The sequence below is a fragment of the Streptomyces sp. NPDC047014 genome (genome assembly GCF_040644195.1).
In the GTDB taxonomy this organism is placed as follows: domain Bacteria; phylum Actinomycetota; class Actinomycetes; order Streptomycetales; family Streptomycetaceae; genus Streptomyces.
The window spans coordinates 244,742-259,824 of sequence record NZ_JBEYVX010000001.1 but is presented as its reverse complement, the minus strand read 5'-3'; the positions used below and the strand labels follow the sequence as shown (position 1 = coordinate 259,824).

Genomic DNA, 15,083 nt, shown 5'->3' with positions numbered 1-15,083 from the left:
GGACCTGTGAATAGGTTTGTCTTCAGACTGCTGGGACCACTGATCGTCCAGACAGATGACGGCCCGCTGCGGATCAACGGCCGGCGGCAGGCGACGGTCCTGTCGATGCTCGTCCTCTATGCCGACCGCGTCGTGTCGGTCGACACCCTGGTGGACACGGTCTGGCCGGATTCGCCTCCGGCGACGGCCCGCAACCAGATCGCGATCTGCGTGGCCACGCTCCGCAAGACGTTCAAGCAGGCGGGCGTGACCGATCTGCTGATCACCTCTCCCCCGGGCTATCTGCTCGCCAAGGGCGAGCACCGGGTGGACGTGCAGGAGTTCCTGGAGCGCGCCGAGCAGGGGCGCGAGGCCGCGCGGTACGGGCGGACGGAGGAGGCGTGCGCGTTCTTCGAGGAGGCGCTGAGCATCTGGCGGGGCTCCGCGCTCGACGAGACGCCCGGCTCCCGGCTGGAGGCGGAGGCGACCCGGCTGGAGCAGATGAGGCTCACGCTGATCGAGGAACGGGCGGGGCTGATGCTCCAGCTGGGGCGGCACCGGGCCCTGACCGGCGAGCTGACCGAGCTGGTGGCCCGGCACCCGCTGCGCGAGCAGTGCCGTGAGCACCTGATGCTGGCGCTGTACCGGTCGGGGCAGCGCGCCGAGGCCCTGGACGTGTTCCTCAACGGCCGGCGGTTACTCACCGAGCAGCTCGGGATCGAACCCGGTCCGGGGCTGCGGCAGCTGCACGACCTGATCCTGCGGGACTCACCGGAGCTGACCCGGCCCCCGGCCGTGGCGGCGCCCGCGCCGACGGCCCTGCAGACCATTCCGGCGCAACTGCCCGCCGGGGTCATGGCGTTCACCGGGCGGCAGCGGGAGATGGCCTCCCTGGACCGGCTGCTCAAGGAGCCCTACAACCCGCACACCCCGGCGCTGGCGACCATCGTGGGCGTGGGCGGGGTGGGCAAGACGGCCCTGGCGGTGCACTGGGCGAGCCAGGTGGCCGACCAGTTCCCCGACGGCCAGCTCTTCGCGGACCTGCGGGGCTACGACGAGGAGCACGCGCCGGTCTCCCCCGCCGCCGTCCTCGACCGCTTCCTGCGGGCCCTGGGGATCGGCGCGCCGCAGATCCCGGCCGACGCCGACGAGCGGGCCTCGCTCTTCCGGAGCCTGCTCAGCACCCGCAAGACGCTGATCGTGCTGGACAACGTACGCTCCTTCCCGCAGCTCAGACCCCTGCTGCCGGGCGGCGGACGCAGCGTGGTGCTGGCCACCAGCCGGGAGAGCCTGGGCGATCTGACCGGTGACTACACCGCGCTCAGCATCCGGCTGCGGATGCTGGAGCCCACCGAGGCCACCGCCCTGCTGATCAAGCTCGCGGGGGCGGACCGCTTCGGCAGCGACCCGGTGGCGGTGGAGCAGCTGAGCGCGCTGTGCGACTGCCTGCCGCTGGCGCTGCGGATCGCGGGGGCGCGGCTGGCGGCCAAGCCGAACCTGAGCGTACGGAGCCTGGTGGAGCGGCTGCGCGACCAGCGCGGGCGGCTCGATGTGCTCAGCCCCGGCGAGGGCGGGGTCCGGGCCGGCTTCCGGCTGACCTACCGGGACCTGCCGCCGGAGGCCGCCCGGATGTACCGGCGCCTCGGGCTGCTGCGCACGGCGGACTTCGCCGCCTGGGCGGGGGCCGCCGTGCTGGACACCACGGTGTGGCATGCGGAGGAGCTGATCGACCAGCTGGTCGACGCCCAGCTGCTGGAGGTGGCCGAGGCGGAACCGGGCCGGGCCGCCCGCTACCGCTTCCAGGACCTGCTGCGGCTGTTCGCCCGCGAGCGGGCCGAGTCCGACGAGCCGGAGGGGGACACCGACGCCGCGCTGGAGCGGGCCTTCGCGGCCTGGCTCTGGCTGGCGGAGGAGGCGCACCGGCGGATCGACGGCCGGCGGTTCCCGGTGAGCCGGGCGCAGGCGCCCGCCCCGGACTTCCTGCGCGGGCTCGCGGACGAGCTGGTGGGGGCGCCGATGGAGTGGTTCGAGTCGGAGCGCACGGCGGTGACGGACCTGGTGGCGCACGCGGCGGAGACCGGGCGGGCCTGGTACGCCTGGACGCTGACGCAGAGCGCGGTGCCGCACTTCGAGACGAAGAACTATCTGGAGGACTGGCAGCGCAGCGCCGAGCAGGCGCTCGCGGCGGCCCGGCGCACCGGCGACGAGCCCGGCGAGGCGACGATGCTGCGCAGCCTCGGCTCGCTGGCGATCTACCAGCGGCGCTACGAGCAGGCCGAGGGCTGGAACATGGCGGCGCTGCGGCTGCTGCGCCACACCGGGGACGCGGGCGGGGCGGCGCTCGCGCAGCGCAACCTGGCGATGTGCGCGCGCTTCCAGGGGGACTGGGAGCGGGCGCTGGAGTACTGCGAGGCGGCGCTCAGCGGCTTCCACGCCTCCGGCGACACCGGGAACGAGGCCCATCTGATGGGCTTCCAGGCGCAGATCGAGCTGGACCGGGGCAATGTGAGCGGGGCGCTGCCCCTCGCGGAGCGGGCGGTGGCGCTGAGCCGGCGTACCGGATCGGTGCGCGCCGAGGCGCAGAGCGTGTACCGGCTCGCCGAGGTCCGGCTGCGTGCCGGGGAACGGGGCGAGGCGGGCGAGGCGTTCGAGGCGGTGCTACGGCTCACCCGCGGGGAGGGCGACCGGGTCGGGGAGGCCCACGCGCTGCGCGGGCTCGGGCAGACGCAGTGGAGCCAGGGCCTGCTGAGCGCGGCGGAGCGCACGCTGCGGCAGGCCCTGGAGATCACCGACGAGCTGGCGGACCGGTTCCTGTACGCGCGGGTGGAGACCGATCTCGGGTGCGTGGACGCGCTCGGCGGGCAGTGCGCCGAGGCGGCGGAGCGGTTCCGGCGGGCCTGTGCGGCCTTCGGGGAGGTGGGCGCGCAGCCGTGGCGGGCGCAGGCGGCCCGGTTGCTGGCGGCGGTGCAGGGGGTGGCGGACGGGCCGGGCGGTGGGGACGCCGTGGGGCCGCCGCATCGTTCCTTCACCCCGGAGGAACTGACGGTCCTGCTGTCGGACCCGGCCGACTAGCGGCGCTCCGGGGGGCCTTGGCGGCTCGCGCCTTCGCGGCTTCGCGGCTTCGCGGAACAGCGCCGCGAGGGGCGGGGAGCGGGGGTGCGGGGGGTGTCGCGGGGTGGTCAGCCCCAGGGCATGTCGGCGTTGTAGCGGGCGGAGCCGGGGTGCGCCGGCTCCAGCGGCTTGACGACGCCCCAGGGCATGTCGTCGTCCCCCGCACCCGTCCCCGTGGCGGCGAGCGCGCCCCCCGACCCCGCGAACATCCCTGCGAGAACGACCAGGCAGGTCGCCGCGGTCCTGGCCGTCTTCGCCGTCCGGGTGCTGCGCATCTCGGATTCCCCTCTCGGTGGATCATCACTGCCGCTCGCTGCGGCACGAATGGAACAGTAGGGAGGGCTCCTTTCTCTTCCGTGTTCCATCGATTTCGTGACCCAGGTCCCCCATGAAATCGCCACGATATCGAGGAGACAACGGCGTCCTCTAGCTTCGTTCAAAGATTCTTCCCATGAATCACGGATGGGGCGGTAGATGGAATTCCGAGTGCTCGGGCCAGTAGAGGTACGGCAGGACGGCCAGCGGGCCGCGTTCTCCGGGGCGAAGCTGCACACCGTGCTCGCGGCGCTCCTCCTGGCCCGCGAGGAGGTGGTCTCGGACGACCGGCTGTGCCGGCTGCTCTGGGGCTGGGCGCCGCCCGCGACGGTCAGCGCACAGCTCTACACCTATATTTCGCGACTTCGCAAGATTCTCGGCGACGGGGTCCTGATCGATCGCCGGCCGCCGGGATATGCCATGTGCATCGGCAATGCCAGTTTCGATCTGAACGAATTCGAGACACTGGCGCTCGACGGCCGCGAGGCACTGGTCAACGAGGACTACGAAAAGGCCGGTGAGCTGCTGCGCGAGGCGCTGACCCGGTGGAACGGGCAGCCCTTCGCCAACGCCACGGAATACCTCGCCGACGCCGAGGCCCCGCGGCTGGTGGAGGCCCGCGCCGCCACCCTGGAGCACCGTATCGCCGCGGACCTGGCCCTCGGCCGGCACGAGCAGGTCACCGGTGAACTGACCGGGCTCGTCGCGGAGTTCCCGCTGCGTGAGCGGATCCGCTGCCAGCTGATGACGGCCCTGTGCCGGTCCGGGCGGCAGGCGGACGCCATCCACCTCTACCACCACGGCCGGGCCGTGCTCGCCGACGAGCTGGGCGTGAACCCGGGCGAGGAGTTGCAGGCCACCTACCGGGCCCTGCTGGAGGGCACCCTCGACCGGCAGCCGCCCGCCGCCCGCACCGTACGGACCGGCGCCCGCACCCGGCCCTCCGCACCGCCCGCCGGGACCCCGGCCATGCTGCCCCCGGACACCGTCGACTTCACGGGCCGGGAGCCCGAACTGGAGCTGGTGTGCCGGGCCCTGACCCCCGACGGGCAGGGCCCCGGACGGCCCCGCCGGGTCCTGGTCACCGGTATGGCCGGGCTCGGCAAGACCGCGCTGGCCGTGCACGCGGCCCACCGCTGCCAGCGGCACTTCCCCGACGGGCAGCTGTACGCCGACCTGCGCGCCCCGGACGGCACCCCGCGCCACCCCGCCCGGGTGCTGCGCCGGCTGCTGCGGGCGCTGGGTCCGGCGGAGGACGTACCGGCGGCGGACGACCAGGACCAGCTGGTGCGCCTGTACCGGGAGCGGACCCGGGGAAGACAGCTGCTCATCGTCCTGGACAACGCCTCGGGCGCCGCCCAGCTCGGCCCGCTGCTGCCCAACACCCCGGAGCCGGCGGTCCTGGTCACCGGGCGCACGGCCCTTCCCACCGTGGCCGGCGCGCACACCGTGGCCCTCGCGCCCCTGGAGCCCGGGGACTCCCTGGAACTGCTCGCCGCCGCGGCCGGTCCCGCCCGGGTGGCGGCGGCGCCCTGCGCGGCGTCCGCGATCGTCGAGCACTGCGCCGGTCTGCCGCTGGCCCTGCGGATCATAGGGACGCGCATCGCGGCCCGGCCGCACTCCACCCCCGACCGGATCGCCCGCCGGCTGGCGGACCCGGCCACCCGGCTGCGCGAGCTGCATTCGGGGGACCTGGACGTGCACACCTCGCTGCTGCCGTCCTGGCGGGCCCTGGAGGCGGAGGTGCGGGCGGCGTTCCCGGCGCTGGCCGGGCTGGGGCCGCGGCCGTTCCCCGCCGCCGCGGCGGCCGCGGCCCTGGACCTGCCGGAGCCGGAGGCCGAGCGGCTGCTCGAAGCCCTGGCCGACGCGGCCCTGCTGGAGGTCAGCGGCGCGGACGAGTGGGGCCAGCCCTGCTATCTGTTCCACCCGCTGGTCCGGCTCTTCGCGCTCTCCCTGGACGAGCGCGCTCCGGCGCCGGGCGCCGCCGCCGCCCGCCCGGAACATAACCGGCGGCTAACCCCCCGCCCCTAGCCTCGCCCTGCCCCGCGGCGGGCCCTTCCGGCCCCCCTCCACCCCCGGCCTCCTACGCCGCCGGCCGTACCACCGAATGGAGTTGGACCATGACCGAGCTCCTGCCCGCTCGCGCGGACAGTGCCGCGTCCTTCCCGATGACCGAGACGCAGCAGGCACTGATGATCGGGCGAGGCGAAGCCGTCGAGCTGGGCGGTATCGGCTGCTACGGCTACTTCGAGTGGGAGCGCGCCGGTCTCGACCCGGAGCGCTTCGCCACCGCCTGGCGCAAGGTCGTCGCCCGCCACGACATGCTGCGCGCGATCGGCGGCACGGACGGCACCCAGTGGGTGCCCTCGGACCCGCTGCCCTTCGAGATACCGGTCACCGACCTGCGCGGCCTGCCCGCCGAGGCCGCGCGGGAGCATCTCGCCGCGCTGCGGGAGGAGATGAGCCATGTGGTCTTCCCCGTCGGCAGCTGGCCGCTGTTCGACCTGCGGATCATCCGGCTGGGCGGCCCGGAGGACCTGGGCCGGGTGCACCTCGGCATCGACCTCCAGGTGCTGGACGCCTCGAGCGCCTTCCAGGTGCTCTTCCCCGAGCTGATCGACCTGTACGAGAACCCGGAGGCCGAACTGCCGCAGCCCGGCATCGACTTCGCCGAGTACGCCCGCTGGCGCGCCGACGCCCTGCCGCACACCGAGGCGTTCCGCGCCGCCCGCGCCTACTGGCTGGACCGCGTCCCCGGCCTGCCGCCGGCCCCCTCCCTGCCGCAGGGCGGGCCCGGCGACGGCAAGGCCGGCGAGGTGCGCTTCGACCGGCGCGAGCACCGCCTCTCCCCCGCCGCCTGGCAGCGCTTCTCCGCACGGGCCCGGGAGGCCGGGCTCACCCCGTCGGTGCTGCTCACCGCCGCCTTCGCCGAGGTGATCAGAGCCTGGGCCGAGGAGTCCGACTTCACCATCAACTACCCGGTCTTCCAGCGGCCCGCCGTGCACCCGGACATCACCGGCGTGCTCGGTGACTTCACCAACGCGGTGATGCTCGCCGTCGACGGCTCCGGCGCCACCTTCCTGGACCGGGCCCACGCCCTGCGCGACCAGCTGGCCCGCGATGTGGAACACGGCTCCTTCAACGGGGTCCGCGTGCTGCGCGAGCTGACCCGGCTGCACGGTGTGGGCGCGCAGGCGGGGATGCCGGTCGTCGTGACCAGCCTGCTCGACTACCCGGTGCGCAGGCCCGTCACCGACCTGGGCCGGGAGGTGTACTCGATCTCGCAGACCCCGCAGGTCTCCCTGGACGTGCAGCTGCGCGAGCTGGCCGGTGAGCTGCGCGTCATCTGGGACTTCGTGGACGGGGCCTTCGCACCCGGCTTCGTCGACGCCGCCTTCGGGGTCTATGTGGACCTGCTGGAACGGCTCACCGAGGACCCGGACAGCCTGCGCACCGCCCGCTTCGACCTGATCCCCCCGGCCGAACGGGAGCTGCGCCGCCGGGTCAACGACACCGCGGGGCAGATCCCGTACGTCACCCTGCACGAGCTGTTCGCCCGGCAGGCGGAGCTGACCCCGGACGCGGAGGCCGTCGTAGCGGCCGGGCGGCGGCTGAGCTACGCCGAACTGGCCTCCTACGCCTGGCGGATCGGGCACACCCTGCGCGAGCACGGGGCGAAGCCCGGCGAGCTGGTCGCGGTGGTGATGGAGAAGGGCTGGGAGCAGTACGCGGCCGTGTACGGGATCCTCGCGGCCGGCGCCGCCTATCTGCCGCTGGACCCGTCGGTGCCGCCGGAGCGGCTGCGCCGGCTGCTGGCGGAGGCGAAGGCCGACCGGATCCTGACCCAGTCCTCGCTGGAACCGCGGATCAGCTGGCCGCCCACGGCTCGCCGCTACCGCGTGGACAAGGACTTCGAGACGGGCCCCGCGACCCGGCCGGACACCGCGCAGACCCCCGCGGACCTCGCCTACACCATCTTCACCTCGGGTTCCACGGGTGAGCCGAAGGGCGTGATGGTGGACCACATCGGGGTGGTCAACCTGATCCGCGATGTCGCGGAGCGCTTCGGGGTCGGGGCGGAGGACCGGCTGCTGGCCATCTCGGGGCTGCACTTCGACGCCTCGATCTACGACGTGTTCGGGGTGCTGACCCAGGGCGGGACCGTGGTGCTACCGCCCCCGTTCGAGCACGCCGAGCCCGAGGTGTGGGCGGAGCTGGTGCGGGCGGAGCGGGTGACGCTGTGGAACTCCGTACCGGTGCTGATGGAGCTGCTGGTGGGCGAGGCCGAGGTGTGCGAGCGGCGCGGCGGCGGACGGCCGCTGGAGTCGCTGCGGCTGTCGGTGCTCTCCGGCGACTGGATCCCGCTGACGCTGCCGGACCGGCTGCGGGCGCAGAGCCCGCGGATCCAGGTGGTGGGCTCGGGCGGGCCGACGGAGACGATCTGCTGGTCGCTGTTCCAGCCGATCGGCGAGGTGGACCCGGCCTGGACGAGCATCCCGTACGGCAAGCCGATCACCAACCAGCGGTACTACGTCGTCGACGCGACGGCCCACGAGCGCCCGCTCGGGGTGGTCGGGGAGATGGCCGTGGCCAGTGACGTGGGCCTCGCGCTCGGCTACTGGAACGACGAGGCACGCACCGCGAGCCGCTTCGTACGCCTCCCGGAGACCGGCGAACGCGCCTATCTGACCGGTGACCTGGGCCGCTATCTGCCGGACGGCAGTATCGAGATCCTGGGCCGCGACGACTTCCAGGTGAAGATCCAGGGGCACCGGATCGAGCTGGGCGAGATCGAGGCCGCGCTGCGCCAGGACCCCGAGGTCCGGGCGGCCGTGGTGGTGGCCCCGGCCAGTGCCCACGGGGTCCGGCGGCTGCACGCCTTCGTGGTGGCCTCGGCCGCGGCGGACGCCGGTCTGTCCGCCCGGGTGCTGGAGCGGCTGGCCGCGCAGCTGCCCTCCTCCATGGTGCCGGCGGCGCTGAGCGTGCTGGAGGAGCTGCCGCTCACCCGCAACGGCAAGGTCGACCGGCTCTCGCTGACCTCCGCCGCCGGACGGCAGCAGTCCGCCGACGAGGCGGTGGCACGGGACGAGGCGGACGGGCCGGGCAGCGCGCTGGAGCTCGTCCTGTGCGCGGCGGTGGCCGACATCCTCGGGCTGGACGGGGTGGCGCCCGGGGACAACTTCTTCACCCTGGGCGGCGACTCCCTCAGCGGGACCCGGCTGGCCGGTCTGCTGGGGCAGCTCCTGGGCGTGCCGGTCCCCGTCAAGACGGTCTTCCAGAACCCGGTGGTGTCGGACCTGGCCGGGAAGATCGCCGCGGACGCGGAGCACGGCGCGGAGGCGGTCGCCGCCGCGGAAGCCTTCGGCGCCCTGGACGGGGAAGCGGACGCGGACGCGGAAGCGGACGAGGGCGAGAACGCGCCCGGCACGGTCAGCACGGACGATTCCGAGAGGGGACAGTCATGAGCCTCACCCTGCCCGCACCGGTCACCGACCCGCTGGACGGGGGCGGACTCCAGGAGGGGCCGGGCCGTGCGCCCGATCCCGATCTGGTGGACTTCGCGGCACACGCCAACAGCCGGCTCAGAGAGCGCGACACGGCTCTGTACACGCTGCTGGCCCGGGAGTCGGCGCGTCAGCGCGACACCCTGATGATGGTCGCCGCGTCCAGTGTCGCGGACCCGTCGGTGCTGGCCTGCGAGGGCAGCGCGCTCGGCAACCTGACCGCCGAGGGCTATCCGGGCAACCGCTACCACGCGGGCTGCGGGATCGCCGACGAGATCGAGCGCCTGGCGATCGAGCGGGCGTGCGCCGCCTTCGGGGCGCGGGACGCGATCGTGCAGCCGCACTCCGGCTCCTCCGCCAACCTGGCCGTGATCACGGCCCTGCTGAGTCCGGGCGACAGCCTGCTCGGCCTGGACCTGGACTGCGGCGGCCACCTCACCCACGGCTCCCCCGCCTCGGTGACCGGCCGCTACTACCGGGCCCACGGCTACCGGGTGACCCCGGACGGGCTGCTCGACTACGACCAGATCCGCGAACTGGCCCTGGAGCACCGCCCGAAGCTGATCGTGTGCGGGGCCAGCGCCTACCCGCGCAGCATCGACTTCGCCCGCTTCCGGGAGATCGCGGACGAGGCCAACGCCTACCTCCTGGCCGATATCTCCCACATCGCGGGCCTGGTCGCCGCCGGACTGCACCAGAGCCCCGTCGACCACGCCCATGTGACGACCACCAGCACCTACAAGCAGCTCTACGGCCCGCGCGGCGGCCTGATCCTGCTGGGCCGCGAGGCCCGCCGGCCCGGCCCCGAGCGCGGCACCCTGGCGGCAACCCTGCGCCGCGCCGTGTTCCCCTTCACCCAGGGCACCCCGGACCTGGCCTCGGTGGCAGCGAAGGCCCGCGCGCTGGACTTCGTGGCCAGCCCGGACTTCGCGGAGGTCGCCAAACGGCTGGCCGACGGGGCGCAGGCCATCGCGGAACGGCTGCTCGACCGGGGGTTCCGCCTGGTCACGGGCGGTACGGACACCCATATGGTGCTGCTGGACCTGCGCGGCAGCGGGGTCACCGGCGATATCGCGGAGGAGGCGCTGGAGTCCTGCGGGATCGTCGTGAACCGCAACCGGGTCCCCGGGGACACCACCCCGGTCCGGGTGACGGGCGGGCTGCGGCTGGGCACCAACACACTGGCCGCGCGCGGGATGGACCGGACGGTGGCCGCCGAATGCGCCGACCTGGTCGCGGACGTGCTGACGGCGCTGGCCGCACCGGGCGGCGCCCTGCCGGACGCGCTGCGCACCCGCGTGCGCGCGCGGGTCTCCGAGCTGTGCGCGGCCCACCCCCTGCCGGGGTACCTGCCGTGACCTTCGGCGGCTTCCCGCCCTCGGCACCGCGCCTGTACGAGGACCTCGCGGCGGACAACAGCAAGGAGGCGTGGCGGCTGCGCCACCGCGAGCGGTACGAGCGTGACGTACGCGCGCCGATGGAGGAGCTGGCCGCCGAACTGACCGCCGACTTCGGGGACCTGGCCGGGCCGGACGGGGTGAGGATGCTCGGCCCGGTCCGGGACACCCGGATGTCGCACGACAAGTCCCCGTACAAGACGTACCAGGGCGCCTATCTCGACGTACTGCCCTGTCTGGGGCTGTGGGTGCACCTGGACCGGGAGGGGCTGTACGCCTCGGGCCGCTGGTACCCGTACGCCGGCGCCGAGGTGGCCCGCTACCGCGCCGCCGTCCTGGAGGAGGACGGCGGCGCGGAGCTGGCGGCGATCGCCGCGCGGCTGGTGGAACGGGGCTTCGTGCTGGGCGGCGACCGGCTCCGGTCCCGCCCGCGCGGGGTCCCCGCCGACCACCCGCGGCTGGAGCTGCTGCGCCACCGCACGATCGACGCCGGGCGCCGCTTCGGCCCGGCCGACGGGCTGCACACGCCGCGCGCCGGGGACCTCGTACGGGAGACCTGGCGGCTGGTGCGGCCCCTGCTGGACTGGGCGGCCGCCCGCGAACTGACCCCACGGCCCCGCGACCAAGGAGTTGACCTCCCGTCATGAACAGCGGTTCTTCCGTCCCGGCCGGACCGGCCGACCTGCGCAGCGACACGGTGACCCGGCCCGGTCCGGGCATGCGGGCCGCGATGGCCGCCGCGGAGGTCGGTGACGACCTCTTCGGGGAGGACCCGACCGTCCGCGCCCTGGAGGAGCGGCTGGCCGGGCTCTTCGGCTTCGACGGGGCCCTGTTCACCCCGTCCGGGGTGATGGCCAACCAGATCGCCCTCCAGCTGCTGGTGGGGCCGGGCCAGGAGCTGGTCTGCGACGCGGAGGCGCACGTCCTCGCCCACGAGGAGGGCTCCCCGGCCCGCTACGGCGGCATCCAGACCCGTACGGTGGCGGCCGAGCGCGGGGTGATCACCCCGGCGCTGCTGGCGGGGGTGGTGCGGCGCGGAAATCCGTACACCCTCGGGACCCGGGCGGTGGAGGTGGAGCAGACCCACACCCGCGCGGGGGGCACGGTCCACCCGCTGGAGACGCTGCGCGCGGTCCGGGAGCTGACGGCGGAGCTGGGCCTGGCCGTCCACATGGACGGCGCCCGGATCTGGAACGCGATGGCCGCGACGGGCACCTCCGCCCGGCAGTACGGGGAGAACGCCGACACGCTCTCCGTATGCCTGTCCAAGGGGCTGGGCGCGCCGGTCGGGTCGGTGCTCCTGCTGCCGGCCGAACACCTGACCAGGGGGCGGAAACTCCGCCACGGGCTGGGCGGCGGCATGCGCCAGTCGGGCATCCTGGCCGCCGCGGGGCTCTACGCCCTGGAGCACCACACGGAGCGGATCGCCGAGGACCACGACCATGCCCGGCTGCTGGCGGCCGGGCTGCGGGAGGCCGGGTTCGCCGTGCGCCCGCCCGAGACCAACATCGTCCTCGTCGAGGTGCCCCGCGCCGACGAGGTCGTCGCACGGGCCGCGCAGGAAGGAGTACGGGTGACCGCCCCCGGTCCGGGGACCGTCCGGCTGGTCACCCATCTGGACGTGGGGCGGGAGGCGTGCCGGCGTGCCGTCGGGGTGCTGGCCGCCGTGATGACCGAAGTCGCCCCGCGGACGCGGAACACCGCGCCCGCGGGACATCTGTGAGCACGGGACATCTGTGGGCACGGAATATCTGTGAGCAGCGGAAGAGAGCGAAGTAGCGGCATGAGTTTAGAAGTCCGGCCCGCCACGGCGGATCTGTGGGACGACGTCCGTCTGGTGCTCCAGCCGAAGAAGAGCGCGCACACCTGCTGGTGCATGGCCTGGCGGCTGAGCACCGGTGAATACGGGCGGATGTCCGCGGAGGAGCGCGGGGAGCACCTGCGCACCCTGACCGAGAAGGCCGATCCCCCGCCCGGGGTCCTCGGGTTCCTGAACGGCGAGGTGGCCGGCTGGTGCAATGTGGCCCCGCGCCGCCAGCTGGACCGGCTGATCTCCTCGAAGACCATCACCCCGGTGGACGAGGTGCCGGTGTGGTCGGTGACCTGCTTCGTGGTGCGCAAGGAGCACCGCGGCAAGGGGGTCGCCTCGGGTCTGCTGGAGGGGGCCGTCGAGCACGCGCGGGCGCACGGCGCGCCCGCCGTGGAGGGCTATCCGGTGGACCCGGAGGGCGGCCGGGTGAACCCGACCCTCGCCTATGTGGGGACGATGGACATGTTCGAGCGGGCCGGTTTCCGCAGGCTCCGGCGCACGGAGGCCAAGAGCGACAAGCGGCACCGCTGGATCATGCGCCGCGACCTGGTCTGAGGACGGGCCGGACGGTACCGGGAAGGGGCTCCCGCAGGGCGGGGGCCCCTTCCCCGTGCACCGCTCAGGGGGTGTGCGCGGCGGTGTCCCACAGCTGGGCGGGGCGCCCGCAGCGCAGGGCCTCCCAGGCCGCGCGCCGGTAGCAGCCGGCCACCAGGCCGTCCCGCACCAGGCCCGAGGCCCCGTGCAGGTGGACCGCGTCCCGGGTCACGTCGAGGGTGGTCTCCGCGGTGAGGGCGATCAGCCCGGCGGCCTCCCCGGGGGTGAGCCGTCCCGCGTCGAGGTCCCGGGCGGCGTCGCCCACGGCCCAGCGCACGGCGTCGAGGCGGGCCAGCAGCCCGGCCACGCGCAGCCGGGGCCCCTGGTGCTTGACCAGGGCCTGGCCGAACTGCTGCCGGCCGCGGATCCGGGAGACGACGGCCGTCAGGGCCGCCGCGGTGATCCCGGCGAGCAGGGACGCCTGGTGGACGGCGGCACGCAGGCCGACGCGGGCCAGGGCCTGTTCGGCGGCGAGCCCGCGCAGCAGGACCGACGCGGCGGGGATCCGGGCCTCGTCGAAGACGGCCCCCGAGACGGCACCGCCGCCGTGGTCGCGCAGCGGGCGTACGTGGACCCCCGGCGCGGGCAGGCCGACGAGGGCCACGCAGGGCCCGTCCGGGCCGCTCGCCAGCACCAGCAGGGCGCCCGGCTCCACACCCGCGGCGAAGGGGCCTCCGGTGCCGGTGAGGAGGACGGCCCCGGTGTCGCCGTCGGGCTTCCAGGCGATGCCGGGCGGTACGGCGCCGCGCGGATCGGGCAGCCGGCCGGGGACGGCGAGCGGGAGCTCCCCGGCGCGGATCCGGTCCAGTAGGGCGTCGGTGCCGGCGGGGGCGAGCGGGCCGAGGCCGGAGAGCAGGTCCAGGGCGAGGAGGGTGTCCGCCAGCGGGACGGGCTGCATGGCGTTGCCCGCCTCCTCGCAGGCCATGGCGAGGACCGCCTGGCCGAGATCGAGGCCGTCCTGCTCGATGGGGAGGGCGAACTCCCAGGCGCCGACCTGGGTCAGCGCCTCCCAGGCGCCGCCGGGGGTGTCCCCGTCGACCTCCAGCCCCTGCCGCACGGTGAGCCGGAGCTGCCGGAAGAGCGAGTCCTCGTCCTCCCGTTCGCGCCAGCGCTCCGCGCCGTCCGCACCGCTCCCGTTGACCGCCTGGGTCGTCACGGCCGTACCTCCGCCCCTGAGTCCAGACGCAGCCGGGCCAGCGTCTCCAGCATCATTTCGGCGGTGCCGCCGGATATCCGCATCCCCGGGGCTTCACGCATCGCCGAATCCAGTGGGTGTGCCACCCCGTCGACCTCCGGGTCGTCGAGGGTCATGCTCGTGTCGCCGTCGAGTTCGGCGGCCCACCAGGCCACCTCGGCGGCGAGTTCGGTGGTGTACCACTTGGCGGCCGCGGCCTCGTCCTCGTTGAGCTCGCCCCGGTCGAGGCGGGTGAGGACGCGGCGGACCAGGGTGCCGGCCGCGAGGAGCCGCGCGTTGAGCTTGGCCAGGCCGATCTGGTCGTGCTGGCCGGCCTCCAGCCGGTCGGTGTGGGCCTCCAGCCGCTCCACCGCCGCCCGGTACCAGCGCAGCGCCTTGACGTAGTAGTCCAGTCCGGTGCGTTCGAAGGCGAGGGTCTTGACCACGATGGCCCAGCCCTGGCCGAGGGAGCCCACGACGTCCTCGGCGGTGACGGCGACGCCGTCGAGGGCGACCTCGTGGAAGGCGTCGTCGCCGATGCCGGGGATCTGCCGGATGGTGACGCCGGGCTGGGCGAGCGGGACGAGGAACAGGCTGAACGCGTCGTCCTCGCCGCGGGCCAGGCACAGTCCGTAGTCCGCGAACCGGGCGAAGAGGGAGTGCACCTTGGTGCCGTAGAGCTTCCAGCCGCCGTGGCCGTCGGGGACGGCGCGGGTGGAGAGGATGTTGAGGTCGGAGCCGGCCTGCGGTTCGCTGAACAGCACGCAGCCGAAGGAGGTCCCGTCGGCGAAGCCGGGCAGGTGGCGGGCCTTCATCGCGGGGCTCGCGACATTGAGCAGGGTGGAGCCGACGATCTGCACGGTGAGGGTGTGCAGCAGGTCCGGGACATCGTGCATGGCCAGTTCCTCGACCAGTACGGCGGCCGCGACCTGGCTGATGCCGCGGCCCCCGTACTCCTCGGGCCACTGGGGCGCGAGCAGGCCGCGGGCGCCGAGGGCCCGGTGGACGGGGCGCGGGTCGCGGGTGCGCCGGGCCTCGGCGACGGGGGCGGACACCAGGATGTCGTGGATGTCCTCGCGCAGGGCCCGCATGAGGGTGCGGGGCACGTCGGCCCCGCTCCGTACGAGCCCGCAGTCCGCGGGCGCGCGGTAGAACTCGGTGGTGAGCACGGGCAACTCCCTTGGCGGGTCGGGGTGGTT

At 74.4% G+C, this 15,083-nt stretch carries 10 protein-coding genes; 7 read left to right on the top strand and 3 right to left on the bottom strand.

Annotation, left to right across the window (positions count from 1 at the left end; genetic code table 11):
* Positions 1 to 6: 6 nt before the first annotated feature.
* On the top strand, positions 7 to 3,051 hold the full coding sequence (locus tag ABZ873_RS00965) for a BTAD domain-containing putative transcriptional regulator (protein WP_360863538.1): 3,045 nt from the start codon (positions 7 to 9) through the stop codon (positions 3,049 to 3,051).
* Between the two features lie 107 nt (positions 3,052 to 3,158).
* Here the strand turns inward: ABZ873_RS00965 and ABZ873_RS00960 are convergent, their stop codons facing one another.
* Positions 3,159 to 3,365 (bottom strand): hypothetical protein, encoded by a 207-nt coding sequence (locus ABZ873_RS00960; protein WP_360863536.1) that lies wholly within the window; start codon positions 3,363 to 3,365, stop codon positions 3,159 to 3,161.
* A gap of 211 nt (positions 3,366 to 3,576) precedes the next feature.
* Here ABZ873_RS00960 and ABZ873_RS00955 point away from each other — a divergent pair, with 211 nt between their 5' ends.
* From ABZ873_RS00955 to ABZ873_RS00930, 6 genes are all read left to right on the top strand, one after another.
* Positions 3,577 to 5,436, top strand: a complete 1,860-nt coding sequence (locus ABZ873_RS00955) for a BTAD domain-containing putative transcriptional regulator (RefSeq protein ID WP_360863535.1) — start codon at positions 3,577 to 3,579, stop codon at positions 5,434 to 5,436.
* 89 nt (positions 5,437 to 5,525) lie between these two features.
* Positions 5,526 to 8,870, top strand: a complete 3,345-nt coding sequence (locus tag ABZ873_RS00950; RefSeq protein WP_360863533.1) for an amino acid adenylation domain-containing protein — start codon at positions 5,526 to 5,528, stop codon at positions 8,868 to 8,870.
* Positions 8,867 to 10,267 (top strand): serine hydroxymethyltransferase, encoded by a 1,401-nt coding sequence (gene glyA, locus ABZ873_RS00945; RefSeq protein WP_360863531.1) that lies wholly within the window; start codon positions 8,867 to 8,869, stop codon positions 10,265 to 10,267. Before ABZ873_RS00950 ends, glyA begins: the two co-directional genes overlap by 4 nt.
* Positions 10,264 to 10,953 carry a DUF2461 domain-containing protein gene (locus tag ABZ873_RS00940; RefSeq protein WP_360863529.1) on the top strand — a complete coding sequence of 230 codons (690 nt, stop codon included), beginning with the start codon at positions 10,264 to 10,266 and terminating at the stop codon, positions 10,951 to 10,953. The genes glyA and ABZ873_RS00940 overlap by 4 nt, the downstream gene beginning before the upstream one ends.
* On the top strand, positions 10,950 to 12,029 hold the full coding sequence (locus ABZ873_RS00935; RefSeq protein WP_360863527.1) for a GntG family PLP-dependent aldolase: 1,080 nt from the start codon (positions 10,950 to 10,952) through the stop codon (positions 12,027 to 12,029). The genes ABZ873_RS00940 and ABZ873_RS00935 overlap by 4 nt, the downstream gene beginning before the upstream one ends.
* A gap of 60 nt (positions 12,030 to 12,089) precedes the next feature.
* The gene (locus ABZ873_RS00930) at positions 12,090 to 12,671 is read left to right on the top strand and encodes a GNAT family N-acetyltransferase (RefSeq protein ID WP_360863525.1); all 582 of its coding nucleotides are present in this window, start codon (positions 12,090 to 12,092) and stop codon (positions 12,669 to 12,671) included.
* A 64-nt stretch (positions 12,672 to 12,735) separates the two neighbouring features.
* Here the strand turns inward: ABZ873_RS00930 and ABZ873_RS00925 are convergent, their stop codons facing one another.
* Complete coding sequence (locus ABZ873_RS00925) at positions 12,736 to 13,866, bottom strand: acyl-CoA dehydrogenase family protein (protein WP_360863523.1); 1,131 nt, start codon at positions 13,864 to 13,866, stop codon at positions 12,736 to 12,738.
* A complete protein-coding gene (locus ABZ873_RS00920; protein ID WP_360863521.1) occupies positions 13,863 to 15,053 on the bottom strand; it encodes an acyl-CoA dehydrogenase family protein in 1,191 nt (396 codons plus the stop codon). Before ABZ873_RS00920 ends, ABZ873_RS00925 begins: the two co-directional genes overlap by 4 nt.
* Positions 15,054 to 15,083 lie beyond the last annotated feature (30 nt).